Raw genomic sequence first — 25,699 nt, 5'->3', positions numbered from 1 at the left:
AACCGAGTTCACCCGATCAGGAGTCTCCGTGCACGCCCATGCAGTAGACCGAGGCCGGTTCGCTGAACCGCAGCTCGCTCGACCCGTCGGGACAGACCGTGCCCTCCTCGGGCAGGCCGTCGACCTTCTTCACGATCTTCACCGGCGACTCGGTGCTGCAGGTCTCCTTCTTGAACGCACCGTCGTCACCGGAGGTGTAGCAGTTGCCCTCGGCGAGGTTCGGCATCAGGCACATCACGTCGCCGCCCGCGTTCACCGCCTCGTAGATGCCCTCGGCGGGACAGGGGTCCTCCGCGCTCTTCAGCACGGCCGCGACCCGGTGCGTGGCCGCTACGTCGCCGCAGCTCTTCGACGAGAGGTTCCACTCGCCGTCCGGCTTGTCGACGTCCTTCGGCGACGCGCTGACGCAGTCGCCGACCTTGGTGCCGTTGAGCGCGGTCAGCGCGTACACGCCGCCGCCGACCAGGATGACCGCCAGCACGGCCACGATGACCGGCTTCAGCCACTTGTTCTGCTTGGGCGACTCGTCGGTCTCGGTCTCCTCGGGAGCCGGTACCGCGGTTTCGGTCTCCTCGGGAGCCTCCACCTCGGTTTCGGTCTCCTCCGAAGCCGGCTCCACCTTGGCCGGTGGCTCGACGGGATCAGTCGACTCGGTGCTCATGCGCGAGAACGTACGACACGTCGTGTTGGCTGGGTGTGTCGCCTCTCACTTGTTATCGCCAGTTGACGCAGGTCGAACACGTTTGGCGTCGTCAGGGAGACTTGTACGCGTGACCGATGGCCCACTGATCGTCCAGTCGGACAAGACGCTGTTGCTCGAGGTCGACCACCCACTCGCGAACGACGCGCGGACATCCATCGCGCCGTTCGCCGAGTTGGAGCGGGCGCCTGAGCACGTGCACACGTATCGCGTGACGCCGCTGGCTTTGTGGAACGCCCGCGCGGCCGGGCACGACGCCGAGCAGGTGGTCGACGCGCTGGTGCGGTTCAGCCGCTACCCGGTGCCACAGCCGTTGCTGGTGGACGTGGTGGACACGATGAGCCGGTTCGGGCGGTTGGTGCTCGCCAACAACCCGGCGCACGGGCTCGTCCTGCACTCCAACGACCGCGCGGTCCTAGAAGAGGTGCTGCGCAACAAGAAGATCGCGCCGATGTTCGGGGCGCGGATCGACGACGACACGGTCGTCGTGCACCCCAGCGAGCGCGGGCGGCTCAAGCAGCTGCTGCTCAAGGTGGGCTGGCCGGCTGAGGACCACGCCGGGTACGTCGACGGCGAGGCGCACCCGATCGAGCTGGAGGAGAACGACTGGAAGCTGCGCGACTACCAGCGGCTCGCGGCGCAGGCGTTCTGGGCGGGCGGCAGTGGCGTCGTCGTGCTCCCCTGCGGCGCGGGCAAGACGCTGGTCGGCGCGGCGGCGATGGCCGAGGCGCAGGCGACCACGCTGATCCTGGTCACGAACACCGTCGCTGGCAGGCAGTGGAAGCGCGAGCTGATCGCGCGCACCTCGCTCACCGAGGAGGAGATCGGCGAGTACTCGGGTGAGCGCAAGGAGATCCGGCCGGTCACGATCGCGACCTACCAGGTGATCACCCGCAAGTCGAAGGGCGAGTACAAGCACCTGGAGCTGTTCGACTCGCGCGACTGGGGCCTGATCGTCTACGACGAGGTCCACCTGCTGCCCGCGCCGGTCTTCCGGATGACCGCGGACCTGCAGAGCCGCCGGCGGCTGGGGCTCACCGCGACGCTGGTGCGCGAGGACGGCCAGGAGGGCGACGTCTTCTCGTTGATCGGGCCGAAGCGGTACGACGTGCCGTGGCGCGACATCGAGGCTCAGGGCTGGATCGCTCCCGCCGAGTGCACCGAGGTCCGGGTGACGCTGACGGACAACGAGCGGCTGCAGTACGCGACGGCGGAGCCAGAGGAGCGCTACAAGCTCTGCTCGACCGCGCGGACGAAGATCCCGGTGGTCAAGCGGGTGCTCGACCAGCATCCCGACGAGCCGGCTCTGGTGATCGGTGCTTATCTGGACCAGCTCGACGAGCTCGGGGAGGAGCTGGACGCACCGGTGATCAAGGGATCGACGAAGAACAAGGAACGCGAGGAACTGTTCGACAAGTTCCGCAAGGGCGAGCTGCGCACGCTCGTCGTGTCCAAGGTCGCGAACTTCTCCATCGACCTGCCGGAGGCGTCCGTGGCCATCCAGGTGTCCGGCACGTTCGGGTCGCGGCAGGAGGAGGCCCAGCGGCTCGGCCGGATCCTGCGCCCCAAGGGCGACGGCCGGCAGGCGCACTTCTACTCGGTCGTCTCGCGCGACACGCTCGACACCGACTACGCGGCGCACCGGCAGCGGTTCCTGGCCGAGCAGGGTTACGCGTACAAGATCGTCGATGCGGACGACCTGGTCGGATGACGTTCTGGTGGATGTGGGACCCGGCTGGGACCGTGCCTGTGCGGCGGTTCCGGTCGGAGGAGTCGCTCGCCCGGTCGGCGCCGGACACGCAGGTCGTCCGGTCGGACGACTTCACCTGCCCTGATCAACGCCGCCGCGCCACCGCCGTGCGTGCGGACTTCCTCCGCGTGACCGGTGATCCGGTGCAGGTGGCGTTGGTCGAGCAACGGCTGTGGACGCTGCTCGTGGCGCTGCGCCGGGCTCAGCCGCTCCGCGACGCGCTGGCGACCGCCGTGCCCAAGGCGGGGCGGGCGGCGCTGGTCGCGGAGCCGTCCCGCGAACTGGCCGAGTTCGACCGGCGGTTCGACCGGTTCGCCGGGGCCCTCCAGGTCCTCATCACCGACCCGACCCCCGAGCAGCTGCGCCACACCGCCGCTCTGGATTAGGCGTCTGCAAGTACCGCCAACAGGGCGGCTGGTGGTACTTGCAGACGCCTTTAAGCCAGGTGCTTGACCTGCTGGCCGTAGCGGGCGCCCTGGTGCACCGTCACCGTGCCGTCCGTTGCGACCTCGCAGGGGTTGTTCGCCGTGCACTGCTCACCGTTGTCGTTGCCCGTGCTGTGCACACCGACGACGGTGACGCCGTCCTTGAGCACGATCGGTGAGCCCGAACCGCCGTGCGACGGCCCGCACGCGGGGTCGTACCTGTAGGCGTTGTCCTGCGTGTAGCCCTCTTCGCGGAGATGCGGGACCACGGCCTCGATCGTGCAGCTGAAGCGCTGGCCGTTGCCCGACGAGATGATGTCGACGCGTTCACCTGGCTGGGCGGACCTGTCGGCGAGCTTGAAGATCTTCACGCCCTTCGCGTACAGCTGCGCGTAGGTCTGGTCGAGGCGGAACAACGCGGTATCGGTGCCCGTCATGGTCGCGTAGACCAGCTTCGTCGTCCTGGCCTTCGCCTGGAGGTAGCCCTGGCGGTCGCCGATGGTCACCGGGAGCTCGATCGCCACGTCCCTCAGCGTCTGGCCTGGGGCCGGGCGTTCCGGGACGCAGTGGCCGTTGGTGAGCAACAGCGCCGGGTCGCTGAGCTTGCTGTGGCCGGTCCTGACCACGGACGCCGAGCAGATGCCTCCTGCCGACGCGGCGCCTTCGAGGTTCGGCACCGGGGTGTCCGGCGGGTTGACCTTGCCGGTGACGACGTCGTCGATCCAGCCCTTGAAGTAGTCGACGTCGGTGTACATGACCGGCCGGTCGTCGCCGCCGGAGCCGCTCACGAGGCCGGCGAGCACCCAGCGGTCACCGTCGCGAACGAGTCCGGGTCCGCCGGAGTCCATGTTCGTGGCGGCCACGCTGCCGTCGAGCGCCCCGATGCACAGTTCGCGATCAGCGTGAATGCCGTCGCAGGCCGGTGTGGGCTGGATGATCGTGTCGGCTTCGCGCAGCTTCTTCGGGTAGCACTCGGGTGCGCGGCGGTCACAGGTCATGCCCCAGCCGAGGATCCGCACCTTCGTGCCGTCGGCGGGCCGCGCCGACGGCAGTGCGACGGGCTTGGTCTTCGCGGGCTTCTTCAGCTTCAGCAGCCCGATGTCGCCGTCGTGGACCGGGTACTGGGTGTAGGTGATGAACCGCTCGACCGCGATCACCTCACCACCGCTGCCCGCGTCCGTCGTGCCGAGGCGGACCGTCCAGTCCCGCGGCCTGCCGACCTGGGCGCCGCTCGGGTTGTTCTTCGTGCAGTGACCGGCGGTGACGGCCCAGGTCGGCGCGACGAGGGTGACGCCGCAGGTGTGGCCGTCCTCGCGCGGTGAGTCGGGCCGCTGCAGAGAGCCGGAGAACGGGTAGGGCCGGGGAGCTTCGACGCCGCCGCGGATGGCCGACGCGGGGGCCACAGTGTTGATCATTGCGACGACCGCGAAGATCGCGGTCAGCAGTACTTTTCGCATGTCGCAGAGGGTTTCGAATCCGTGTGCGCGTCAGGTGATGGCTTCGCAACAACTGCGCACGGGTGGTCGTTACGCAACGATGACGTCGCAAGAACGTCCTCATGAGACCCGTCGGGAAGGCTGGAGGGCATGCCGCGCGTACTGCTGATCGAGGACGACGAGGCGGTCCGCGAGGGACTGTCGCTCGCCCTGACCTACCAGGGACACACCGTGGACGCGGTGCGCACGGGCGAGGAGGGCCTCGAGTTGCTGGGCAGCGTCGCACCCGACGTGGTGGTGCTGGACCTGATGCTGCCGGGCGTGGACGGGTTCGAGGTGTGCAGGCGCATCCGGGCGTCCGGCGACCTCCCGATCATCATGCTCACCGCGCGCAACGACGACATCGACGTCGTGGCCGGTCTGGAGGCCGGTGCCGACGACTACGTGGCCAAACCCGCGCAGGCCCGCGTGCTCGAGGCGCGGATCCGCGCGGTGCTGCGCCGCTCGTCCGTTTCCGTGCCCGAGGTCGTGGCCGAGCGGTACGGCGACCTGACGATCGACCGCGAGGGGCTCGTGGTGACGCGCCTCGGCCGGCCGGTGTCGTTGGCACCGACCGAACTGCGGTTGCTGCTGGAACTCTCGTCGTCGCCCGGCCGCGTGATGTCCCGGCAGCAGTTGCTGGAATCGGTGTGGGACCAGGGCTATCTCGGCGACTCGCGGCTCGTCGACGCGTGCGTGCAGCGGCTGCGTTCGAAGATCGAGGACGACCCGGCCGCGCCTCAGTACGTGCAGACCGTGCGGGGCTTCGGCTACCGCTTCGGACCACTGTGACCCTGCGGCTGCGGCTGCTGCTCGCGTTCGCGTTGCTGAGCATCGTGACCGCCGTGGCGGTGGCCGGCGTCGGCTACGTGCGAGCGCGTGACGCCGTCGTGCAGCGCGCCCAGGACAACGCCGTCATCGAGACCACGAACCGCGTCGAACAGCTCTACCCCCTGCCCGCCCGGCTCGACGCGGCCGCGCTGGAACGCATCGCCGGCCGGGTGTCCGGGCGGGAGGGAACGGCCCTGGCACAGGCACAGGGCGTGGTGGCGGGCTCGATGGACTCCTCGGTGATCACTACCGAGCTGCGTTCACTGGTCTCCACCGGACGCGTCGGCTGGCAGCGCGTGCCGTACCAGGGCGGGGTGTGGCTCGTGGTCGGCATGCAGCTGCGGGTGACGTCCGGCGGTTCGTCCGGTGTCGAGGTGTACGTGCTGCGGCCGTTCACCTCCGAGATCGAGTTCGTCGCCGAACTGGCCCGCAACGCGTGGCTGATCGGCGGCGCCGGCCTGTTGTTCGCGCTGGGCCTGGGCTTCCTGGCCGCACGCGGCGTGCTGCGCCCAGTCCGCGAACTGCAACTGGCGGCCTGGAAACTCGGCCAGGGCGACCTGACCGCACGGGTGCCGGTGCGCGGACGCGACGAGCTGGCGTCCGTCGCCTCGACCTTCAACAGCACAGCCTCGTCGTTGGAGCACTACGTAGGTGAGCTGCAACGGATGGAAGCGGACGCACGGCGGTTCGTCGCCGACGTGTCGCACGAACTGAGGACTCCCCTGGCCGCCATGACCGCCGTGACCGACGTGCTGGACGCCGAGACGGGCTCGCTGCCAGGCGTCGCCGGGCAGGCCGCGCGGCTGGTGAACCGGGAGACGCTGAACCTGACGCGGCTGGTGAACGACCTCATCGAGGTGACCCGGTTCGACTCGGGCACCGCGGCGCTGGCCCTGGACGACGTCGACGTGGCCGAGGTGATCCGCGCGTCCCTGCGGATGCGCGGCTTCACTGGCGTGACGACGACGCTGCCCACCGACGTGCGGGCGCGGCTGGACCCGCGGCGGCTCGACGTGATCGTGGCGAACCTGGTCGGCAACGCGCTGCGGCACGGCTCGCCACCGGTCTTCCTGACGCTGTGGATCGAGGGCTCGTCGTTGGTGATCTCGGTGGGCGACTCCGGCCCCGGCCTGCCCGACGCCGTCCTGCCGCACGTGTTCGCGCGGTTCTACAAGGCCGACTCGGCGCGCGGACGGTCCGAGGGCAGCGGCCTCGGCCTGGCGATCGCGTGGGAGAACGCGCGGCTGCACGGCGGCACGCTGGTCGCGGCGAACCGGCCGGGCGGCGGCGGGGCGCTGTTCACGCTGCGGCTGCCGCTGGGAGGTGAGCGGTGAGGCCGAAAACTGTCGGTGCTGCCTGGGACAATGAAAATAGGGGGACCCCCTGGAGGGGACCCCTGCGCGAGCTTGGCCTCGCGGTGCTCGTGCTGGCCGTCCTCACCGCGTGCGGCATCCGCACCACCGAACCCATCCCCGGCCTCGAAGCGCCCAGCGGCCCCGTCGAGAACACCTCGCCGTCGGTCTACTGGGTCGCCGGCGGCCAGGTCGTGCCGGTCAACCGCCCGCAGGCCAGCCTGAGCGGCTACGACGTCATCTCCCTGCTCGCCCAGGGCCCCACCGTCGCCGAGCAGAGCCGCGGCTTCACCACCGAGGTCCCGTTCGACGCGGCGCCCGCCACCGTCGACCGAGTGGTGAACGGCCTCGACGTCACCATTTCCAGCGACGTCTCGCAGCTCAGCCCCGCAGCCGTCCAACAGATCGTGTGCACCCTTCTCGGCGTGCAGCCCGTCGGCAACGTGAACCTGCGCGGCGGCGGCCATTCGCTGGAGTTCCAGAAGTGCGCTTGAATCGGCGCGTGCACGTCTACTCCATCCCGATGCGTTCCCGGTTCCGCGGCATCACGCAGCGCACCGGACTGCTGCTCGAAGGACCGGCCGGGTGGGGCGAGTTCTGCCCGTTCGAGGAGTACGACGACGACGAGTCCATGCCGTGGCTCGCCTGCGCGCTGGAGGCGGCTCACGACGGCTGGCCGACGCCGGTTCGTACCCGGATCCCGGTCAACTGCACAGTGCCGGTGGTCAGCCCCGAGAAGGCACACGCGATCGTGGTGCGCTCGGGATGTTCGACGGCGAAGGTGAAGGTCGCGGAGTCCACACTGGCCGAGGACTGCGCACGGCTAGAAGCGGTGCGGGACGCGTTGGGGCCTCACGGGTTCGTGCGGGTCGACGCGAACATGCTGTGGGACGTCGACACGGCCGTTGCGGCGATCAAGGCCATGGACAAGGCCGCTGGTGGTCTCCAGTACGTGGAACAGCCGTGTCACACGCTGGACGAGCTCGCGGAGGTCCGCCGGCGGGTCAGCGTGCCGATCGCGGCGGACGAGTCGATCCGCAAGGCCGAGGATCCGCTCAAGGTGGCGGTGTCGGGTGCCGCGGACATCGCGGTGATCAAGGTGGCGCCGCTCGGGGGCGTGCGGAAGGCGCTGGAGGTGGCCGAGGCGTGCGGGCTGCCGTGCGTGGTGTCGTCGGCGCTGGAGACGTCGGTGGGGATGGCGGCCGGGGTCGCGCTGGCGGCGGCGTTGCCCGAGCTCGACTACGCGTGCGGGCTCGCGACGCTGTCGTTGTTCGAGGGTGATGTCACGAGCGACTCACTCATGCCGGTGGACGGCTATCTGCCGGTGCTGGCGAAACCACCCGTGCCGGACCGCGTCGAGGGGTTCGAGAGCGATGCGCTCACGAAGGCCTGGACCGATCGGTACGACAGGGTGCTGAGCAAGCTCAATCAGCAGAGCTGATCGACGTCGATCGTCAACGGGAACGGATCAGTGGTCTTGTAGGCGACAGCTTCGGCCGGTGCTTCCTGATAGCCGAACGCACCCGCGAGATGCATGGCGGCCAGCGAAACCGGCTTTTCGACATCGATGATCCAGTAGTACGGAATGCCGGCGTCGGCGTACTCGTCGCGTTTGATCCTGTAATCGGTACGTTTGGAGCTCGGCGACAAGATCTCGACCACGAGCACCACCTCGGATGCGCGAAGCAAACCGCCTTCGCGGTCTACCCTGTCGATTTCGGCCTGACTGACCACGACGACGTCAGGCCGCCGCACGAAGCCAGGCTTGTCTGCTGGTGCCAGTTCCAGGTTGATGTCGATGTCAGGAATCACCCGGTGACCACTGGGCACCTGGACTCGAAGTTGAGCGAGCAGCTCGAGCAAGATGATATTGTGGCGCGGGTTGGGACTGGGGGTCACGATGAGACGGCCTTCAACCAATTCTGTATAGCCGTCTTCGGTTTCTCCGAGTGCGGCGTACTGAGCAACGGTCAGCAGACTCGTTGCAACAGCAGAAAGACGCCTCGGAGGCCTATCGGGTAGTGCGGTCACTGCGTCTCCTTCCGTCTCAGTCACCGTCGCACATGGAGACGCTCCAAACTGTCCCGCATTTCCACACCTTCGGCTGATCAGGGCTTGGCCCTCGCGAGTCCCTGCCCGTTCGCCCCCATGCTGAACACCACACCCTCGGTCCGGTTGATCGCCTCGGTCCGCCGCGCCGTGGCCGGCACCCGCGTCAGGTCCACCAGCCGGATCGGCGGCCCCAGCTCGACCAACGTCGGCGTGTAAGACGCCTCGACCACGGTCCACCCCTCGGCACGCTGCTCGAACTTGAACCGCGCGATCGCCCCCTCCTCGGTCACCCCACGAGGTTCGGCGTGCCGGGCGACCTCGTTGCCGAGCCCGTAGGCGACCCACTTGGTGCCGATCTTCTCGAACGGCTGCACCACGTGCACGTGCGTGCCGATGATCAGATCCAGGGCGGGGTCGGCCAGCAGTTGGCGGGCCAGGGCCTTCTGCTCCGCGGTCGCCTCGTGCTGGTACTCGTTGCCCCACTGCACGGACAGCACGACGACCTCGGCGCCGGCGGCACGGGCGGCGCGTGCGTCGGCGAGGATCTTTTCGGCGTTGATCTGGTTCGCGCGCCACGGCTGGGGCAGCGGGATGCCGTTGAAGCCGTAGGTGAACGACAGCTGGGCCACTCGTACGCCGCCCGCGTCCAGGATCAGCGGCGCCGCGGATTCCTCCTGGGTGCGGAACGAGCCGGTGTGCTTCAGGCCGACGGCGTCCATCGCGTCGAGAGTGCTCGTGATCGCCGAGACACCGCGGTCCAGCGTGTGGTTCGAGGCGGTCGAGCAGGAGTCGTAGCCCACGTCGACCAGGCCTTTCGCGACCTCGGGCGGGGCCAGGAAGGCGGGATAGCCGAAGAACGGGCCCTCTTTCGGCCCCAGCGGGACCTCCAGGTGGCACAACGAAAGATCGGCCTTCAGGGTGTCCTTGATACCGGACAGCAGGGGCTGGTAGTCGCGTCCCGCCGGACCCCCGTCGGCCACGGCCTGGTCGGTCAGCGCCGGGTGGATCAGGATGTCGCCGCCCGCGGTCAGCGTGAACGAGCGTGGCGGGGGCGGACCCGTGGAGGTCGGCGACGAAGGCGTCAGCGGCGCGGACGTGATGACGACGGGCGAGCCGGTGCACGCGGATAGCAGAAAGCCGGTGGCCAGCAGGAATGCCGACCACCGGGCCGCACGCCTCAGCGCTGCCGCCTGCGTCGCAGGACCACGAGCAGCACGACGGCCAGCACCGCGGCCGCAATGGGTAGCACGCGCTTCAACACCGGAACGCCTGCCGTGTCGATCAGATCGATCGGCTCGTCGGGGACCACTCGGAGATGCTGCTGTTGCGCCACCTCGTCAGGATCCACTGAACCCAGCGTGCTCGCCAGGCATTCCGCGAACTGGTCGACGAGCTTGCCGCTGACCTCGGAAATCAGTCCGCGGCCGAGCTGCGCCGGACGGCCCGTCACGCTCAGATCCGTCTCGACCTCCACCGTGTCACCCACTTGGAACGTGACAACAGCGGACGCCGTGCCGTTGCCGCGGGTGTCCTTGCCGGCGGCTTTCATGACGGCGCGGCGCAGCACGGGATCGATCTCCACGAACTCGCCGCTCCCCCGGTACAGCAGTTGCACCGGGCCGAGCTTCACCTTCACCTCCCCGCTGAACGTCTTGCCGTCGACCGAGGTCAGCGTGGCGCCGGGCAGGCACGGCGCCACGCGTTCCGGGTCGATCAGCGCCTCCCAGACCTCCTCGGCCGGGGCGGGCGCGACGAACGAGTGCGTCAGCTTCATCCCGCTACCGCCGCCGTCAGCGCGCGGTCGGTCAGCACCCGAGCCAGGTTGTCCTTGTAGCCGTCGCCCGAGGAGGCCCGCAACGCCGCATCGGAGATCACCGAGGCCGAAACAGGCTGTCCGACCAGCGCGGATTCCACGTCGACGGCACGCACCGGTCCGGAACCGACGTTGGTGAGACCCACCCTGGCAGCCGCGATCGTTCCGCCGCTGACCTGCACGGCCGCCGCGACCGCGACGATCGACCACGCCTGCGCGACGCGGTTGAGCTTCTCGTAGTGCGCGCCCCAGCCGGTGTACTTCGGCACGCGCACGTCGATCAGGATCTCGTCGGGCCCGAGCGCCGTCTCGAAGTAGTCGACGAAGAACTCCGCCGCGGGCACCTCCCGCCGGCCACCAGGGCCGGCGATGATCATCACCGCGTCCAGCGCCAGCGCCGGTGCCAGCAGGTCGCCCGCCGGGTCCGCGTGGCACAGCGAGCCGCCGAACGTGCCGCGGTGCCGCACCTGCGGGTCCGCCACGGTGTCCGTGACCAGCCTCAACAGCAACGCGTGGTCCTGGATCAGGTGATCGCGCTGCACCTCGTAGTGCGTGGTCATCGCACCGATGAGCAACGAGTCGCCGTCGTCGCGCACGCCCGTCAGCTCGGTCAGCCCGCCGATGTCGATCAACGCCGTGGGCGCCGCCAGCCGCATGCGCAGCACCGGCACGAGCGACTGCCCGCCCGCGATGATCTTCGCGTCCTCGCCCTCGTCGGCGAGCATCCGCACGGCTTCGTCCACAGAGGACGGGAACAGGTACCTGAACTCCGCCGGGATCACGACTGTCCTCCCTGCGCGTCGATCGAACCGAGCCCGCCCGCGGCCGGCGCCGAAGCGTCCGCGGCGCGGCCCTGCAGCGCGTTCCACACCCGCTCCGGCGAGCACGGCATCTCGATGTCCCGCACGCCCAGGTGCCGCACGGCGTCCAGCACGGCGTTCACCACCGCCGGTGTCGAGGCGATCGTGCCCGCCTCGCCGACTCCCTTGGCGCCCAACGGGTTGGACGTCGCCGGCGTCGAAGTGCGCGCCGTGATGAACCCGGGCAGGTCGGCCGCGGACGGCACCAGGTAGTCCGCGAACGTCGCCGTGGTCAGCGTGCCCATCTCGTCGTGCACGGCCTCTTCGAACAACGCCTGCGCGATGCCCTGCGCCAGGCCGCCGTGCACCTGACCGTCGACGATCAACGGGTTCACCACGGTTCCGACGTCGTCCACGGCCACGTACAACCGGATCTTCACCATGCCGGTCTGGGTGTCGACTTCCGTTGCGCACAAATGGGTTCCGTGCGGGAACGAGAAGTTGTCCGGGTCGAACGTGGCATCGGCGTCCATGCCGGGCTCCATGCCCTCGGGCAGGTCGTGCGCCACGTGCGCGGCCAACACGACGTCACCCAGCGTGCGAACCGTTGAGGTGCCACGCACCGAGAAGGATCCGGAGGCGAACTCCACGTCCGCCTCGTCGCACTCCATCATGTGCGCGGCCAACGTCCGTGCCTTGGCGAGCACCTTGTCCGCCGCGTGCACCAACGCGGTGCCACCCACGGCCAGCGAACGCGAGCCGTAACTGTCCATGCCCTTGTGCGACGACGCCGTGTCGCCGTGCAGCACCTCGACGTCCTCGAACGGCACGCCGAGCCGGTCCGCGACGATCTGCGACCACACCGTCTCGTGACCCTGTCCGTGCGGCGACGTTCCGGTGATCACCTCGACCTTGCCGGTGGGCAGCATCCGGATCGACGCGGTCTCCCAACCGCCTGCGCCATAACGCAAAGCGCCCAGCACCCTGGACGGAGCCAGGCCGCACATCTCGGTATAGGTGGAGATTCCGATGCCGAGCTGCACCGGATCACCAGAGGACCGCCGCCGTTGCTGTTCCTCCCGCAGCGATTCGTAGTCGAACAACTCCATCGCACGAGCCGTCGCGGCCTCGTAGTTGCCGGAGTCGTAGGTGAGCCCGGCGACCGTGTTGAACGGGAACTCCTCGTGCTTGATCCAGTTCATCTCGCGGATCTTCATCGGATCCATGCCCAGCTCGGTCGCGAGCTCGTCCATCATCCGCTCGATGGCGAACGTGGCTTCCGGCCGGCCGGCACCGCGATAGGCGTCCGTGGGCACCTTGTTCGTGAACACGTTGGTGCACACGAACCGGTAGGCCGCGAACTTGTAGATCGCGTTGAACATGAACGCGCCCAGGATCGGGATGCCCGGCGTGACCAGCCGCAGGTACGCGCCCATGTCGGCGAGCAGCTCGACCTTGAGCCCGGTGACGGTGCCGTCGCGGCGGGCGGACAGCGTGACCTTCTGGATCTGGTCGCGGCCGTGGTGCGCGGACAACATCGACTCGGTGCGCGATTCGGTCCACTTCACCGGACGGCCCATCCGCCGCGCGACCAGCAGGCACAGCAGCTCTTCCGGGGTGACCTGGAGCTTGCCGCCGAACCCGCCGCCGACGTCCGGCGCGATCACCCGGATCTTGTGCTCGGCGATGCCGCTGACGGCCGAGAGCATCCAGCGCAGGATGTGCGGGATCTGCGTGGCCGACCAGATCGTGAACATGTCCGCGCTCGGGTCCACGACGACCGACCGCGGTTCCATGAACGACGGGATCAGCCGCTGCTGCCGGAACGTCCGCTCGATCACGACCTCGGCCGAGGCGATCTCGTCCTCGACGTTGGTGCCGCTGCCGGCCTCGGCGGAGTCGAAGATCCACGTGGCGCTCTTGTTCGTGCCGAGATCCGAGTGCACCAGATCGTTGTCCCGCAAGGCTTCTTCCAGGTCGAGCACGACCGGCAGCTCGTCGTAGTCGACGTCGACCGCGGCCAGCGCGTCCGCGGCGTGGTAGGCGTTGTCGGCGATCACGAGCGCGACGGCCTCACCGGCGAAGTTGACCTGGTCCACGGCCAGCGCGGGCGCGGGAGGCGCCAACATGTCCTCGGTGATCGGCCAGGCGCACGGCAGCGAGCCCTGCTCGGCGGCGAAGTCCTCGCCGGTCAGCACGACGGCCACGCCGGGCATGGTGGTCGCCCGGCTGCAGTCGATGTTGCGGATGCGGGCGTGGGCGACGGGGCTGCGCAGCACGGCCATGTGCAGCATGCCGGTGAGCTGGATGTTGTCGGTCCACCTGGTCCGACCGGTGATCAGGCGCGCGTCCTCCTTGCGGAGCCGGGCTTTGCCGACTTCCGGTTCCGCTGTGGCGGTCACTCGCCACCTACCGGCTGCTTCGCCGCGACGGTCTCGTCGCTGTGCTGTTCGATCCTCGGGCCGGCACCCGGCTTCATCCGCTGGGCGGCGTCCTGCACCGCGCGGACGATGTTCTGGTAGCCCGTGCAGCGGCAGAGGTTGCCCTCCAGGCCCTTCCGCACGGTCTCGTCGTCGGGATCCGACTCGTCGGCGAGCAGGTCGATCGCCTGCATGATCATGCCGGGCGTGCAGAAACCGCACTGCAACGCGTGGTTGGCCCGGAACGCCTCCTGCACGGGGTGCAGCCGGCCGTCACGGGCGAGGCCTTCGATCGTCGTGACGTCGTGCCCGTTCGCCTGGACCGCGAACATCTGACACGACTTCACGCTGTGGCCGTCGAGGTGCACCGTGCAGGCGCCGCAGTTTCCGGTGTCGCAGCCGACGACGGTGCCGGTCTTGCCCAGACGCTCCCGCAGGTAGTGGACGAGCAGGAGCCGGGGTTCGACCTCGTCGGCGTACGTCACTCCGTCGACGTTGACCGAGATGTGCATGAAACCCTCCCGTGCTTTATCGAAACGGCGGTGGGCCTTCTTCTTTCTTAGTGACGAGGGTCACTTCAGCCTCCTCCCCGTTTGCGAGTTCAACAACCCGATCAGTGGTGGATCGGTTCACCAAGATCGACCAGACGACGGCCGGATCCCTTCCACCGCAAGGAAATGATCTCGGCGGCGATCGACACCGCGGTCTCCTCCGGCGTCCTGGCACCGAGATCCAGGCCGATCGGCGAGGCCAGAACCTCCAGCTCGCTCTCGGCCAACCCGGCTTCCCGCAACCGTTGCAGCCGATCTTCGTGCGTGCGCCGCGACCCCATGGCGCCGACGTAACCGACCTTGAGTCGCAGGGCGACCTCCAGCAGCGGCACGTCGAACTTCGGGTCGTGCGTGAGAACGGCGATGACGGTGCGTTCGTCGAGTTTGGCCGCCTCGCGCTCCAGGTAGCGGTGTGGCCAGTCCACAACGACCTCGTCCGCCTCCGGGAAACGGCTGTGCGTGGCGAACACTGGTCGCGCGTCGCAGACGGTCACGCGGTAGCCGAGGAACGCGCCGAGCCGTGCCATGGCGGCGGCGAAGTCGATCGCGCCGAACACCAGCATGCGCGGCGGCGGTTCGAACGAGTTCACGAACACGCTCATGCCCTCGCCGCGCCGCTGACCGTCCGGGCCGTACGTCAGCACACCGCTGCGTCCGCTGGCCAGCATGCCGCGTGCGTCGTCCGTGACGGCGTCGTCGATCCGTGAGCTGCCGAGACTGCCGGCCCGCCGATCCGGCCAGACGACCATGCGCCGGCCGATGCCGTCCGGGTGCTCGACGACTGTCGCGACCGCCACCGGTTCCTCGGCGCGGACCGTCTCCACCACCTCACCGAGCTGCGGAAACGTGTGGGCGTTGATCTTCTCGACGTAGATGTCGATGATCCCGCCGCAGGTGAGCCCGACCGCGAACGCGTCGTCGTCGCTCACCCCGTACCGCTGCAGGACCGGGTCGTCGCTGGACTGCGCCAGGTCGTACACAGCCCCTTCGACGCAGCCGCCGGACACGCTGCCGATCGCCTCGCCACCCTCGGTCACCAGCATCGCCGCCCCCGCCGGCCGCGGCGCCGAGCTGAAGGTCGCGACCACGGTCCCGACGCCGACGGTCTCGCCGTTCGCCACCCGTTCCGCGAGGTCGAACAGGACATCACGCATGGCGCACTTCCTTCAGCAGTTCTTCCAACGCGTGCACGCTGTGGCCGGCGACCATCCTGTCGACGTGCGGGAGCGCCGCCACCACGCCACCCTGCACCGGCCGGTAACCGGGCTTGCCCGCGTGCGGGTTGGCCCAGATGACCTTGTGGCTCACCCGTCTCAGCCTCACCATCTCGTTCGCCAGCAGCGTCGGGTCGCCACGTTCCCAGCCGTCGCTGAACAACACGACCACCGCACCTCGCTGCCGCCACTGCTGGTTGAACCGCCGCAACGCCTCACCGAGCCTGGTGCCGCCCTCGTAGTCCGGGATTGCCCTTCCCGCCGCTCGCAACGCACGTTCCGGATCGCGCTCGCGCAGCTGACGGGTCACCCTGGTGAGCCGCGTGCCGATCGTCCGGACCTCGACGGGCATGGCGTGCGCGATCACGTGCGCGAACCGCAGCAAAGCGTCGGAGTAGGCGGCCATCGAGCCGGACACGTCGATCAACAGCACCAGCCTGCGCGCCTTCACCCCACGACGGCGGTGCCGCGGCAGCGCGATCTCACCACCGATCTCGATCATCGCGCGGACCGTGCGGGCCAGGTCCATCCGGCCACGACGGGCCTTCTTCAGCCTGCGTGATCGTCTGCGCGGCGGAAGGGGCTTCAACCGCTGGATCAACGGTGCCGCGTTGAACTCGGAGATGTCCTTGTGGCGCAACACTTCCACTTCGGAGGCCGCCACACCGACCGTCATCGAGTCGAGCTCGACCGTCGAACGCGGCCGGGGCGGTGTGCCGCCGAAGTACGCGCGGTAGGCGGCGTCGTAGCGCGGCAGGTCGTCCGGGTCGGCGCACAACGTGAGGCGCCCGGCCCAGTACAGGTCGACGTGCGCGGTCGCCCGCAGGAACGCCTGGACGCGATCGGGCCCGCACTGGAGTCCCGCGCCCCGCAGGACGCGCGTGAACCCCACGCAGGCTTCCGTCACCCCACGATTGTGCTCCCGATCACGCGATCCGCGTCCTCCCGGTACTTCAGCACGGCTCCGAGCGTCGTCACGTCCGGTTCGGTGCGACCCAACGCCTGCAGCGCCCGCGCCCAGTCCAGCGACTCCGCGACACCGGGTGGCTTCAGCAGGTCGAGGCCGCGCATCTTCCGCACGGCCTCCGCGACCTGCTGCGCGAGCCGTTCGTCCAGGCCGGGCAGGGTGCGGCGGAGGATCGCGACTTCCCGTTCCAGGTCCGGGTGCTCCAGCCAGTGGTAGAGGCAGCGGCGCTTCAACGCGTCGTGCACCTCGCGGGTCCGGTTCGAGGTCAGCACGGTCAGCGGCGGCGTCGTGGCCCTGATCTCGCCGAACTCGGGGATGCTGACGGCGTTCTCGGACAGCACCTCCAGCAGGAACGCCTCGAACTCGTCGTCCGCCCGGTCGATCTCGTCGACGAGCAGCACGCACGGAGCGTTCTCCAGCGCCCGGAGCAGCGGCCGGGCGAGCAGGAACCGTCGCGTGTAGAGCGAGGCCTCGTCCACTTCGCCGCGGGTCTCCAGCACGCGCAGGTGCATCAGCTGACGCGGGTAGTCCCAGTCGTACAGGGCCTGGGTGGCGTCGATGCCCTCGTGGCACTGCAGCCGGATCAACGGCACGTCCAGCGTGGTGGCCAGCGCCAACGCCAGCGAGGTCTTGCCGGTGCCGGGTTCGCCTTCGAGGAACAGCGGCCGGCCCATCCGGACCGCGAGGAACGCCGCCGTGGCGATCCCACCGTCCGGCAGGTACCCGGCGCGGTCGAGCCCTGACGCCAGTTCCTCAGGGGACTGCATGCCCCACAGAGTAAGCCCCCTTTAAGGTGGGCTGATGGGGTCAGTGAAACAGGTCCAGGTCACGTTCGACTGCGCGGAACCCGTGCGCGTCGGCCGGTTCTGGTGCGAGGTGCTGGGGTACGTCGGACCGTCCGAGCACGACGACGACTCGTGGTTCGCCGCCGGCGATCCCTCCGGGGTCGGTCCGCGGCTGTTCTTCCAGCGCGTGCCCGAGGGCAAGATCGTCAAGAACCGGGTGCACCTCGACGTGCGGGTCGGCACCGGGCTGGTGGGCCAGGAACGCCTCGACGCGCTCGAGGCCGAGTGCTCCCGGCTGGTCGCGCTCGGAGCGGTGCGCGGGCAGCTGCTGCTCGCCGACGAGGACAACGAGTCGTGCCAGAACATGCAGGACGTCGAGGGCAACGAGTTCTGCCTCGACTGAACCCCTGAGAACCCGGCCCGGTTTCAGGGTCGGGTTCCGGGTGGTCACCGATGTGCCGGTGGTGGAATTCGGCGAATCTTGAGCCATGACGAACAACGTGCTCAACGAAGCCACTGACCAGGTCAAGAAGCTCCGCCGCAGCCGGAGCGACAAGATGATCGCCGGTGTCTGCGGCGGCATGGCCAAGATGATCGGCGTCGACGGCGCGATCCTGCGGATCATCCTGGTGGCGGCGACGCTGCTCGGGTTCGGCACCGGAGCGATCCTCTACATCGCCGCCTGGATCCTCATGCCCGAGGAAGACGTTGCGATGTGATCGACATGGACATCGGGAACACACAGGTAGCCGTTGGCAGGGGTGGGGGACGCCACCCCTGCTGATCAGCGCGGGAAGCCCGGTACACCGGGAAGCCGCTGCCACGGGAGTGGGCCGTCGAGGGGTCGGTACTCCACCCCCAGTGCGTCCAGCCTCGGGAGATGGTGCTCGGCGAGCCGCCGCACGAACTCCGGATCCTTCTCCGCCGGGGACCACATGACCTCGGCGAACGCGGCCAGCCTCGGGAACGCCGCGTAGTCCACCCGCCGGGCCGAGTCGAGGTGCTCGGTCCAGATGTTCGCCTGCGCGCCCAGCAACCGTCCGGGTTCGTCACCCGTGAGCTCGGCTGGCACCGGATCCCAGGCGTAGACGTCCTCCAGTGTGGTCACCGTCCCCACCGGAATCGGTTCGTCGGGCGACTCCGACTGCCGGTAGTCCAGATAAACGTGCTGTTCAGGGCACATCACCACGTCGTGGCCCTCACGCAGCGCCGTGACGCCGCCTTCGACACCGCGCCAGGAAGCGACGATCGTGCCGCCCGGCAACGGACCGGACTCCAGGATCTCGTCCCACCCGTACGGCCGCCGTCCACCGCGCACGATGTGCTTCGCGATCGCCCGGACCAGCTCGCCTTCGTGGCCGGGCGCCTCGTCGCCGCCGAGCCCGATGACCTCGGACGGGAACACGTCCATCAGTTCGTCGAACACGTTCCGATAGAAGTCCACTGTGGACTCCTCGGTGTTCAGCACGCGTTCGTTGACGCCCCAGTCGGTCCAGACACCGCCGCCGTGCACGCCGAGTTCCGGATAGGCCGCGATGGCCGCCTGCGAGTGGCCAGGGATGTCGATCTCGGGGACCACCACGATGTGCCGCGCCCGTGCGTACTCGACGATCTCCCGCAGGTCGTCCTGCGCATAGAAACCGCCGTGCGGACGCCCGGACATGCCGGCCGAACGCCGGTCGCCGAACCGCGAGTCCTCCCGCCACGACCCGACCTCGGTGAGCTTCGGGTAGCGCCTGCACTCGAAGCGCCAGCCCTGGTCGTCGGTCAGGTGCAGGTGCAGGACGTTGAGCTTGTGCGCGGAGAGCAGCTCGACATATCGCAGCACCTCCCGCTTGGGCAGGAAGTGCCGTGACACGTCGAGCATCACGCCGCGCCACGGGAACCGCGGGTGGTCGACGATCTCGCACGCGGGGATGACCGTCGGTTTCTCGCCCGCCGCCCGGAACGCCTGCGGCCCCAGCAACTGCCGCAGCGTCTGCAGCGCGTTCATCTCGCCGGCCTCGTCGTGCGCCTCGATCAGCACACCGTCCTCGCTCGACGACAGCCGATAACCGCCGGCCGGGCCGTCGACGAGAACCGTCTCCCAGCCCCGGTAGGCACAGAGTCTTCCGCCGTCCACGTAGGACACCGGACGCGGCAGGAGGTTCATCCCTTCACCGCCCCTGCCAAGCCGGACACCAGACGACGCTGCACGAGCACGAAGAAGATCAGCACAGGGATGGTCATCAGGGTGGAGCCCGCCATGATCGCGCCCCAATCGTTCTGGTCGGGTTTGACGAACACCTGAAGAGCCAGCGGCAGGGTCTGGTTCTCCACGGCCGAGATGATGAACGTCTTGGCGAACAGGAAGTCGTTCCAGGCGTGGATGAACGACAGCACCGACGTCGCCACCAGGCCGGGCGCGACGAGCGGGAACAGCACCTGCCAGAGGAACCGGAACCGCGAGGCGCCGTCCAGGGTGGCGGCCTCCTCCAGCTCCACCGGCACCGCGGCGACGAAGCCGCGCAGCATCCAGATCGCGAACGGCAGCCCGAACGCCAGGTGCACCAGCACGAGCGAGCCCAGGTGGTTCAGCCCGAACGCCGGAACGCTGTCGCCCACGGACCGCATCAGGAAGAACAGCGGCACGGTCAACGCCTCGACCGGCACCATCTGCACGACCAGCAGCATGATCAGCAACGTGGTGCGGCTGCGGAACCGGAACCGGGTCAGCGCGGTCGCGGCCAGGAACGAGATCAGGATGCTCAGCACCACCACGATCAGCGCGACGATCACGCTGTTCATGAAGTAGCGCCCGAAGTTCGCGACGGTCAGCGCGCGCGTGAAGCTGTCCAGCGTCGGCCTCGTCGTCCACGGCACCGGGTCGGCCGAGATGATCTCGTCCTCCGGCTTGAACGCGCTCAGCACCATCCAGAACAGCGGGAACGCGACGACTCCCGCGATGACGAGGACGAGGCCCTCGGTCAGCCGGCGCCTCACAAGACCTCCCCGGACCGCCGCAGCGCACGGAGGTAGAACATCGTGATCGCCAGCAGCAGCACGGTCATCACGACACCGATCGCCGCGCCCAGGCCGTACTCCGACGCCGCGAACGCCTGTTGGTAGGCATAGACGTTGAGCACGAGGTTGCGCCCGGCGATACCGCCGCCGTTGGTCATCACGTAGATCTGCGTGAACACCTTGAAGTCCCAGATGATCGACTGGATCGTCACCACGAGGATGATCGGCCGCAGCAACGGCAGGGTGACGCTCCAGGCCGTGCGGAACGCCGAGGCGCCGTCCAGTGCCGCCGCCTCCAGCACCTCGCCGGGGATCGCCTTGATGCCCGCGTAGAGCGTCACCATGACGAACGGGAACGAGCACCAGATCACCTGTGCCGCAACGAGTCCGAACGCCGTCCACTTGTCGAACGTCCAGGAGAAGCCCTGGATGCCCAGGACCTCGTTGACGAACCCGAAGTTCGCGTCGAACAGGAAGAGCCAGATCGTCGAGCCGGCGACCGCGGGCGTGGACCACGCGCCGAGCGCCGCCAGGAACAACGTCATCCGGACCCAGGTGCGGACCCTCGTGGCGAGGATCGCGAGAAAGGCGCCCACCAGCAGCGTGCCGACCACGCAGACCGCCGCGAACGCGACGGTCTGCCCGAGCACACCCCAGAACTGCTGGTCCCCCAACAGCTTCTGGTAGTTCCCGAGCCCCAGGAAGGTGAGCGGAGCTCCCCCGCTCACCTGCTCCTGGCCGTAGTCGTAGAGCGAGATGAGCACCAGCTGGTAGATCGGGTAGGCCAGCAGACCCCCGAGGACCAGCAGCGCTGGAGCCAGGTAGGCGAACGCGGTCCGCCCCTGGCCTTTGGCGGTCATGCTCACGAGGCGAAGGCCGCGTTCATCGTCTTGGCCGCGTCGGCGGTGGCCGTGTCGACGTTCTTCGCGCCGGTGACGACCTCCTGGATCATCGTCGGCACCACGGTCTGCGCCTCGATCTTCGCCCACGCCGGCGTGACGGGGACGAACTTCGTGCCGGACTGCAGGGTCTTGGTGAACGGCTCCAGGAACTTGTCGGAGTCGCTGACCTGCTTCTGCACATCGCTGAAGGTCGGCAGGTTGCCCATCGCCGTGTACATCTTCTGCTGGTACTTCTTCGACGCGAGCAGCTGCGTGAACTCGTTCGCGAGCGTCTTGCGCTGAGTGCCCTTCATGACCCCGAGCAGGTTGCCACCGGCGAACGCGGGCGCGATCGAACCCGCACTCTTGCCGGGCAACGGCACGACGCCGTACTTGCCCGCAGCGCTGCTGGCGTCGACGGACTTGCGGTTGAAGTCGCCGCCGATGGTCATCGCGGCCTTGCCCGCGCGGAACTGCTCGACGCTCGCGTCACCGCCGTTGCCCGCACAGGTGGCCGGCGGGCAGATGTCGTCCTTGATCAGCTCGGTGTACTTGGCGACGCCGGCCTTCGCCTCGGCGCTGTCGATGGTGGCGGTGAACTTGCCGCCGTCGGACTTGGCGATGTCACCGCCGTTCGCCCAGATGAACGGCAGCGCGGCGAACAGGTACTTGCCGCCGGCGGAGATGCCGATCAGCTCGGGCTTGCGCTGCCGGATCTGCCGGGCCAGCGGCGCGATCTCGTCGAGCGTCGCCGGCGGCTTGAGGCCGAGCTCGGTGAACACGTCGGTGCGGTAGTAGAGCGCGCGGACGCCGACGAACCACGGCACGCCGTACGTCTTGCCGTCGACCTTGGCCGTGTCGAGGATCGTCGGGACCAGATCCTTGGACTCGCTCCAAGAGCTCAGGTCGAGCTCCGAGAAGCCACCCGCGGAGACGTAGCCCGCGAGGTCGGTGTTGCCGAACTCGGCGACGTCCGGGGCGCTCTTGGGGTCGCTGAACGCGGCCTTGAAGCGTTCCGCCCGGCTGGACACCTGGATGTACTGGACATCGACGGTGACACCGCTGTGCCGGCCCTGGAACTCGGAGATCGCCTCCTTCACGACGGCTTCCTTCGGGCCGCGGTTGACCTCGTCGAACAGCCAGACCCGCAGCTGCCCGGTCTTCTCGTCCGTGCCTGAGCCGGTCGGCCCCGACTGCACCGGGGCGCAGGCGACCACCGCGCCCACGCCCAGCACAGCCACGATCGTCTTCAGCCTCATCGCGCCCTCCGATTGCACATGTTGCAACGGCCATTTCACAGGAAGCAACGTGACTGTAGAACGGTCCAGGGCAAGGGTCTAGACCAGACGATTGACCCATTCCCGGACCGAGGCGGAGTCGACCGGCGAATCCCACCCCGAAGGACGGACCGCGCTGCCAACGTGAAATCCGCTCACGCCCGCTGCCAGCAGTTCTTCGACGTGGCGCGTTTGCAGTCCGCCGCCGACGAGCAGCGCGGGAGGAGCCTGGGCGACCAGCTTCTTCAGGTTCTCGATGCCGTCCTCGACCCCCTTGGGGCTGCCGGCGGCCAGCACCGTGTCGCACCCGAGGGTCTGCGCGACCACCCAGGACCGGAACACGTCCGCGGAGTTGTCGAGCGCGCGGTGGAACGTCCAGGCGCAGCCCTCCAGTTCGGTGACCAGGTTGAGCGTGACGCCCTCGTCGATCTCCCCCTCGGCGTCGAGGAAGCCCAGGACGAACTCGGTGGCGCCCGCCTCCCTGAGCTCCCAGGCCTGCCGGCGCAGCTGCTTGAGGTTGCGGGGCGCGAACCCCTCCGCGTCCCTGAGCATCACGCGGACGGGCAGATCGGTCGCGTTCCGCACCTCCCTGAAGGTGGCGACGGACGGGGTCAGGCCGTCGGAGGCCATCTCGGCGACCAGTTCCAGCCGGTGCGCGCCGCCCGCCTGCGCAGCCTCGGCGTCCTTCGCGTTCAGTGCGATCACTTCGAGAATCGGCATGGTCTAGACCATAACGGCGATTCGGGAACACGGCCGCGACATGTGCTTTCGTGAATCCGGAGCGAGAATGGTGGTTCGTGCGTCTGAAGCGTTGTATCTGCTCGCCTGAGTTCCGCTCTTTTCCAGTGAGCGCTCAGTTCAGGCGTGGAGCACGTGTCGGTCGGTTCGAGGGGTGCCGGCCGGCACAGGCTCCCAACACTGGCGGCCCGTGACTCGGAGGGGGAATCACGGGCCGCTGGCGTACCCGGAGGAAGATGAGGTCCGACGTGGCGGTGATACTGCTCCATTCGAGTGAATTTGGTATCTACCGCCCAGTCAGCCCTTCATGAGTTGGCGGACGGCGCTGACAGGGCGGCCGATCGGAGGTGCTGCATGGACGAGCTGCACACGGCGGATGACCGTCCGCCGTGGGACGGGCTTGAGGGCACCGAACGGCACGCGGTGTGCGTGGCGGCCGCACGTGAGGGCAACCGTCACGCGCTGGACGTCCTCGTGACCGAGCTGACCCCACTGCTGTGGCACGTCGCCCGCGGCCAGGGCCTGGACAGGGCCGCCGCGGAAGACGTCGTGCAAACCGTGTGGCTCGCGTTCTTGAAGAACATCGAGAACATCAACGAGCCAAAAGCCCTGGTCGGCTACCTGGTGGTCACGACGAGGCGTGAAGCACGCCGAACCTGGACACCCAACAAGCGTGAAACGCACCTGTCCGACGAATTCGCCGAACAGCTCGAGTCCGACACCGGCCTGCCCGAGGACGTGACGCTGATGGACGACCGCGACCGCAGGTTGTGGCTCGCGTTCGGCCGCCTGACCACGAGGTGCCAGGAACTGCTTCGACTCACCGTGCTCGCGGGGCGCGCGGAGTACCGAGCAGTCGCCGAGGCCCTGGCCATGCCCCACGGCAGCATCGGTCCGACCAGGGGACGGTGTCTGACACTGCTGCGCAACTACCTGGAGACGGAAGGAGGATCGCGGTGAACGAGATCGACCCGCGCGACGACCGCAGGGGCCTTGAGGACACCGCCGTCCTCTCCGAACTGAACAGGCTCGTGGACGAACTGGACCCACCGCCCGCCGACCTGGTGGACCGGGTGAAGTTCGCGATCGCCTTGGAATCCCTGGACGTGGAAGTCGCCCGGTGGGAACGCGCGGGCTCGTTCGCCGGTGTGCGCGGCGGACAGACCGGCACGATCACGTTCACCGTCGACAACCTCACCCTGATGGTGAACTTCACCTCGACCGGGTCTCGCCATCGCATCGACGGGTGGCTGGTCCCGGCTGGGGAGCACGAGGTCGAGGTCAGAGTGGCCGACCACAAGTCCACGAGCACGCGCGCGGACGACGGCGGCCGCTTCGTGCTGCCGGACGTGCCGGCCGGGACCACGCAGATCCTGGTGCACTTGGTGAACTCGCGCGGCGAACCGGGCCGGACAGTGGTGACACCGACGATCATGCTTTAACAGCGGGAGAACTGGGGTTTCTGGGGTTTGAGGTCTTGGCGTGCCTCGGCAGCAGCAGCGGAGTGCCGAGCAGCAGCACGCCGGAAATGGTGATCGCGGCGAGCGGACTCGTGCACGTCGCGAGCACGCCCCACACCACCATCAACGCGGCCTGCGTGAGTTTGGTGGCGACGCTCCACGTGCTGAGAACCCTGGTGGCGTGGCCCGCGGGGGTCCGGTGCAGGCGCTCGGTCGCGTAGATCGGGTTGAAGACACCCATGCACGTGATCAACAGGCCCTCGACGACGATCACCGTGACGAGTCCGGGAACGCCGGGCTGGACGAACGCGAGCCCGAGCGGGAAGACCGACCGCAGCCAGCCGGACACGGCCATGACCCGCTGCCGGCCGTAGCGCCCGACCAGCCGCGCGGACAGCCTGGCGCCCGCGAGGCCGCCCAGTGCCGGGAGACCGAAGGCGAGGCCGTACTGCCACGCCGGGAACCCGTACTCGCCGAGCAGCAGTACCGCCATGAGCGGGGCCGTGGCCATGATCAGGCCGCCGACCGTCACGGAGTTCAGGAACAGCCGCAGCAACACGTGATCGCGGCGGATCAACCGCCAGCCGGCCAGCAGGTCGGTCCTGCCGGTGCTGGTAGTCGCGACATCGCTGCCCCGGATGCGCCGGACCGCGAACGCCGACAACAGGTAGCTGACGGCGTCGACGAGAACGGTGACGACAGGGCCGAGCAGCCCGATCAGCGCGCCACCGAGCGGCGGACCGGCCGCGGTCGCCGCCCAGCTCGTGCTCTCGAACCTCCCGTTCGCCGCGAGCAGCCGGTCCTTCGGGACGAGGTGCTTCAAGTACGCGCCGGACGCGGCGCTGAAGGCGATGTTGGCGGCGCCGCACACGACCGAGACGATCAGCAGCTGGCCGTACGTCAGCAGACCGGCGAAGTGCGCGATCGGCAGGCTCACCAGAGCGAAGAACCTGACGAGGTCCATCGCGACCATCACCGGACGCTTGGCCCTGCGCTCGCCCCACGGTCCGAGAGGGAACGCGACGAGCGCCGCGACCGCCAGGCCGGCCGCTTCCAGCAGCGAGACCTCGAACGCCGACACGTGCAGTACCTGCACCGCGATGAGCGGAAACGCCCCGAACGCGAGCCACGTGCCGTACGTGCTGATGGCGTAGGCGGACCAAAGCCAGCGGAACCCGGAAGTCACGCCTCAGATCCCACTCGCC

Annotated in this window: 27 protein-coding genes; 10 read left to right on the top strand and 17 right to left on the bottom strand. The window is 68.7% G+C overall.

Translation table 11 applies throughout. The annotated features are described in order from the left end of the window. Positions 1-16 precede the first annotated feature (16 nt). Positions 17-661, bottom strand: coding sequence for a hypothetical protein (locus tag B0F77_RS10485; protein ID WP_086662616.1), 645 nt, complete (start codon positions 659-661; stop codon positions 17-19). Positions 662-770: 109 nt separating this feature from the next. Between B0F77_RS10485 and B0F77_RS10480 the strand changes: the two genes are divergently transcribed. Continuing rightward, positions 771-2,411: a DNA repair helicase XPB gene (locus tag B0F77_RS10480; protein WP_086662615.1), complete on the top strand. Its 1,641-nt coding sequence runs from the start codon at positions 771-773 to the stop codon at positions 2,409-2,411. Beyond that, positions 2,408-2,836: a hypothetical protein gene (locus B0F77_RS10475; protein WP_086662614.1), complete on the top strand. Its 429-nt coding sequence runs from the start codon at positions 2,408-2,410 to the stop codon at positions 2,834-2,836. The genes B0F77_RS10480 and B0F77_RS10475 overlap by 4 nt, the downstream gene beginning before the upstream one ends. A 50-nt stretch (positions 2,837-2,886) precedes the next feature. Here B0F77_RS10475 and B0F77_RS10470 read toward each other — a convergent pair whose 3' ends face one another. Further along, a complete protein-coding gene (locus B0F77_RS10470; RefSeq protein ID WP_086662613.1) occupies positions 2,887-4,332 on the bottom strand; it encodes a trypsin-like serine protease in 1,446 nt (481 codons plus the stop codon). A gap of 129 nt (positions 4,333-4,461) precedes the next feature. On the opposite strand from B0F77_RS10470, the gene B0F77_RS10465 reads away from it, so the two are divergent. From B0F77_RS10465 to B0F77_RS10450, 4 genes are all read left to right on the top strand, one after another. Continuing rightward, the gene (locus B0F77_RS10465; protein WP_086662612.1) at positions 4,462-5,142 is read left to right on the top strand and encodes a response regulator transcription factor; all 681 of its coding nucleotides are present in this window, start codon (positions 4,462-4,464) and stop codon (positions 5,140-5,142) included. Beyond that, a complete protein-coding gene (locus B0F77_RS10460; protein ID WP_086662611.1) occupies positions 5,139-6,515 on the top strand; it encodes an ATP-binding protein in 1,377 nt (458 codons plus the stop codon). The genes B0F77_RS10465 and B0F77_RS10460 overlap by 4 nt, the downstream gene beginning before the upstream one ends. Positions 6,516-6,598: 83 nt before the next feature. Further along, entirely contained in the window at positions 6,599-7,027 is a 429-nt protein-coding gene (locus tag B0F77_RS10455) for a GerMN domain-containing protein (RefSeq protein ID WP_086662610.1), read from the top strand. 8 nt (positions 7,028-7,035) lie between these two features. Continuing rightward, positions 7,036-7,974 carry an o-succinylbenzoate synthase gene (locus B0F77_RS10450; protein WP_086662609.1) on the top strand — a complete coding sequence of 313 codons (939 nt, stop codon included), beginning with the start codon at positions 7,036-7,038 and terminating at the stop codon, positions 7,972-7,974. On the opposite strand, the gene B0F77_RS10445 is transcribed toward B0F77_RS10450, so the two are convergent. The 9 genes from B0F77_RS10445 to B0F77_RS10405 form a co-directional block, all read right to left on the bottom strand. After that, positions 7,962-8,564, bottom strand: coding sequence for a Uma2 family endonuclease (locus B0F77_RS10445; protein ID WP_086662608.1), 603 nt, complete (start codon positions 8,562-8,564; stop codon positions 7,962-7,964). The two genes, B0F77_RS10450 and B0F77_RS10445, sit on opposite strands and share 13 nt — an antisense overlap. Before the next feature lie 77 nt (positions 8,565-8,641). Continuing rightward, positions 8,642-9,766, bottom strand: a complete 1,125-nt coding sequence (locus B0F77_RS10440) for a CapA family protein (RefSeq protein WP_425435648.1) — start codon at positions 9,764-9,766, stop codon at positions 8,642-8,644. Further along, positions 9,763-10,359: an SRPBCC family protein gene (locus tag B0F77_RS10435; RefSeq protein ID WP_086662606.1), complete on the bottom strand. Its 597-nt coding sequence runs from the start codon at positions 10,357-10,359 to the stop codon at positions 9,763-9,765. Before B0F77_RS10435 ends, B0F77_RS10440 begins: the two co-directional genes overlap by 4 nt. Then, a complete protein-coding gene (locus tag B0F77_RS10430) occupies positions 10,356-11,180 on the bottom strand; it encodes an FAD binding domain-containing protein (protein WP_086662605.1) in 825 nt (274 codons plus the stop codon). The genes B0F77_RS10435 and B0F77_RS10430 overlap by 4 nt, the downstream gene beginning before the upstream one ends. Then, positions 11,177-13,600, bottom strand: a complete 2,424-nt coding sequence (locus B0F77_RS10425) for a xanthine dehydrogenase family protein molybdopterin-binding subunit (RefSeq protein WP_086662604.1) — start codon at positions 13,598-13,600, stop codon at positions 11,177-11,179. Before B0F77_RS10425 ends, B0F77_RS10430 begins: the two co-directional genes overlap by 4 nt. Then, positions 13,597-14,130 (bottom strand): (2Fe-2S)-binding protein, encoded by a 534-nt coding sequence (locus tag B0F77_RS10420; RefSeq protein ID WP_086662603.1) that lies wholly within the window; start codon positions 14,128-14,130, stop codon positions 13,597-13,599. Before B0F77_RS10420 ends, B0F77_RS10425 begins: the two co-directional genes overlap by 4 nt. 101 nt (positions 14,131-14,231) lie before the next feature. After that, on the bottom strand, positions 14,232-15,323 hold the full coding sequence (locus tag B0F77_RS10415) for an XdhC family protein (RefSeq protein ID WP_086662602.1): 1,092 nt from the start codon (positions 15,321-15,323) through the stop codon (positions 14,232-14,234). After that, positions 15,316-16,290, bottom strand: a complete 975-nt coding sequence (locus B0F77_RS10410) for a vWA domain-containing protein (protein WP_086662601.1) — start codon at positions 16,288-16,290, stop codon at positions 15,316-15,318. The genes B0F77_RS10415 and B0F77_RS10410 overlap by 8 nt, the downstream gene beginning before the upstream one ends. Beyond that, positions 16,287-17,117 (bottom strand): AAA family ATPase, encoded by an 831-nt coding sequence (locus B0F77_RS10405; RefSeq protein ID WP_086662600.1) that lies wholly within the window; start codon positions 17,115-17,117, stop codon positions 16,287-16,289. Before B0F77_RS10405 ends, B0F77_RS10410 begins: the two co-directional genes overlap by 4 nt. Positions 17,118-17,151: 34 nt before the next feature. Between B0F77_RS10405 and B0F77_RS10400 the strand changes: the two genes are divergently transcribed. Continuing rightward, positions 17,152-17,538: a VOC family protein gene (locus B0F77_RS10400; RefSeq protein WP_086662599.1), complete on the top strand. Its 387-nt coding sequence runs from the start codon at positions 17,152-17,154 to the stop codon at positions 17,536-17,538. Positions 17,539-17,623: 85 nt separating this feature from the next. Further along, entirely contained in the window at positions 17,624-17,854 is a 231-nt protein-coding gene (locus tag B0F77_RS10395; RefSeq protein ID WP_086662598.1) for a PspC domain-containing protein, read from the top strand. 65 nt (positions 17,855-17,919) lie between these two features. Here B0F77_RS10395 and B0F77_RS10390 read toward each other — a convergent pair whose 3' ends face one another. The 5 genes from B0F77_RS10390 to B0F77_RS10370 all read right to left on the bottom strand — a co-directional run bounded on the left by B0F77_RS10390 (position 17,920) and on the right by B0F77_RS10370 (position 23,016). Further along, positions 17,920-19,287, bottom strand: coding sequence for a beta-N-acetylhexosaminidase (locus B0F77_RS10390; protein WP_086662597.1), 1,368 nt, complete (start codon positions 19,285-19,287; stop codon positions 17,920-17,922). Next, positions 19,284-20,117 (bottom strand): carbohydrate ABC transporter permease, encoded by an 834-nt coding sequence (locus B0F77_RS10385; protein WP_086662596.1) that lies wholly within the window; start codon positions 20,115-20,117, stop codon positions 19,284-19,286. The genes B0F77_RS10390 and B0F77_RS10385 overlap by 4 nt, the downstream gene beginning before the upstream one ends. Then, the gene (locus B0F77_RS10380; RefSeq protein WP_086662595.1) at positions 20,114-20,998 is read right to left on the bottom strand and encodes a carbohydrate ABC transporter permease; all 885 of its coding nucleotides are present in this window, start codon (positions 20,996-20,998) and stop codon (positions 20,114-20,116) included. The genes B0F77_RS10385 and B0F77_RS10380 overlap by 4 nt, the downstream gene beginning before the upstream one ends. Before the next feature lie 2 nt (positions 20,999-21,000). Beyond that, positions 21,001-22,278: an extracellular solute-binding protein gene (locus tag B0F77_RS10375; protein WP_086662594.1), complete on the bottom strand. Its 1,278-nt coding sequence runs from the start codon at positions 22,276-22,278 to the stop codon at positions 21,001-21,003. Between the two features lie 78 nt (positions 22,279-22,356). Further along, the gene (locus B0F77_RS10370) at positions 22,357-23,016 is read right to left on the bottom strand and encodes a copper homeostasis protein CutC (protein WP_086662593.1); all 660 of its coding nucleotides are present in this window, start codon (positions 23,014-23,016) and stop codon (positions 22,357-22,359) included. Positions 23,017-23,388: 372 nt separating this feature from the next. Between B0F77_RS10370 and B0F77_RS10365 the strand changes: the two genes are divergently transcribed. Both B0F77_RS10365 and B0F77_RS10360 read left to right on the top strand, forming a co-directional pair. Beyond that, positions 23,389-23,994 carry an RNA polymerase sigma factor gene (locus B0F77_RS10365; protein ID WP_086662592.1) on the top strand — a complete coding sequence of 202 codons (606 nt, stop codon included), beginning with the start codon at positions 23,389-23,391 and terminating at the stop codon, positions 23,992-23,994. A 5-nt stretch (positions 23,995-23,999) separates the two neighbouring features. Beyond that, positions 24,000-24,476, top strand: coding sequence for a carboxypeptidase regulatory-like domain-containing protein (locus B0F77_RS10360; protein WP_166045729.1), 477 nt, complete (start codon positions 24,000-24,002; stop codon positions 24,474-24,476). Here B0F77_RS10360 and B0F77_RS10355 read toward each other — a convergent pair. After that, positions 24,466-25,680, bottom strand: a complete 1,215-nt coding sequence (locus B0F77_RS10355; protein WP_086662590.1) for an MFS transporter — start codon at positions 25,678-25,680, stop codon at positions 24,466-24,468. The two genes, B0F77_RS10360 and B0F77_RS10355, sit on opposite strands and share 11 nt — an antisense overlap. Positions 25,681-25,699: the final 19 nt, after the last annotated feature.

The sequence above is a fragment of the Lentzea kentuckyensis genome, from assembly GCF_002150765.1.
Lineage (GTDB): Bacteria > Actinomycetota > Actinomycetes > Mycobacteriales > Pseudonocardiaceae > Lentzea > Lentzea kentuckyensis.
This window is presented reverse-complemented; position numbering and strand designations above follow the sequence as displayed.

Coding starts and splice junctions, on each gene's coding strand:
- B0F77_RS10485 (WP_086662616.1), bottom strand. CDS start 661: ATGAGCACCGAGTCGACTGATCCCGTCGAGCCACCGGCCAAGGTGGAG.
- B0F77_RS10475 (WP_086662614.1), top strand. CDS start 2,408: ATGACGTTCTGGTGGATGTGGGACCCGGCTGGGACCGTGCCTGTGCGG.
- B0F77_RS10470 (WP_086662613.1), bottom strand. CDS start 4,332: ATGCGAAAAGTACTGCTGACCGCGATCTTCGCGGTCGTCGCAATGATC.
- B0F77_RS10465 (WP_086662612.1), top strand. CDS start 4,462: ATGCCGCGCGTACTGCTGATCGAGGACGACGAGGCGGTCCGCGAGGGA.
- B0F77_RS10435 (WP_086662606.1), bottom strand. CDS start 10,359: ATGAAGCTGACGCACTCGTTCGTCGCGCCCGCCCCGGCCGAGGAGGTC.
- B0F77_RS10420 (WP_086662603.1), bottom strand. CDS start 14,130: ATGCACATCTCGGTCAACGTCGACGGAGTGACGTACGCCGACGAGGTC.
- B0F77_RS10415 (WP_086662602.1), bottom strand. CDS start 15,323: ATGCGTGATGTCCTGTTCGACCTCGCGGAACGGGTGGCGAACGGCGAG.
- B0F77_RS10405 (WP_086662600.1), bottom strand. CDS start 17,117: ATGCAGTCCCCTGAGGAACTGGCGTCAGGGCTCGACCGCGCCGGGTAC.
- B0F77_RS10400 (WP_086662599.1), top strand. CDS start 17,152: ATGGGGTCAGTGAAACAGGTCCAGGTCACGTTCGACTGCGCGGAACCC.
- B0F77_RS10395 (WP_086662598.1), top strand. CDS start 17,624: ATGACGAACAACGTGCTCAACGAAGCCACTGACCAGGTCAAGAAGCTC.
- B0F77_RS10390 (WP_086662597.1), bottom strand. CDS start 19,287: ATGAACCTCCTGCCGCGTCCGGTGTCCTACGTGGACGGCGGAAGACTC.
- B0F77_RS10380 (WP_086662595.1), bottom strand. CDS start 20,998: ATGACCGCCAAAGGCCAGGGGCGGACCGCGTTCGCCTACCTGGCTCCA.
- B0F77_RS10375 (WP_086662594.1), bottom strand. CDS start 22,278: ATGAGGCTGAAGACGATCGTGGCTGTGCTGGGCGTGGGCGCGGTGGTC.
- B0F77_RS10370 (WP_086662593.1), bottom strand. CDS start 23,016: ATGCCGATTCTCGAAGTGATCGCACTGAACGCGAAGGACGCCGAGGCT.
- B0F77_RS10365 (WP_086662592.1), top strand. CDS start 23,389: ATGGACGAGCTGCACACGGCGGATGACCGTCCGCCGTGGGACGGGCTT.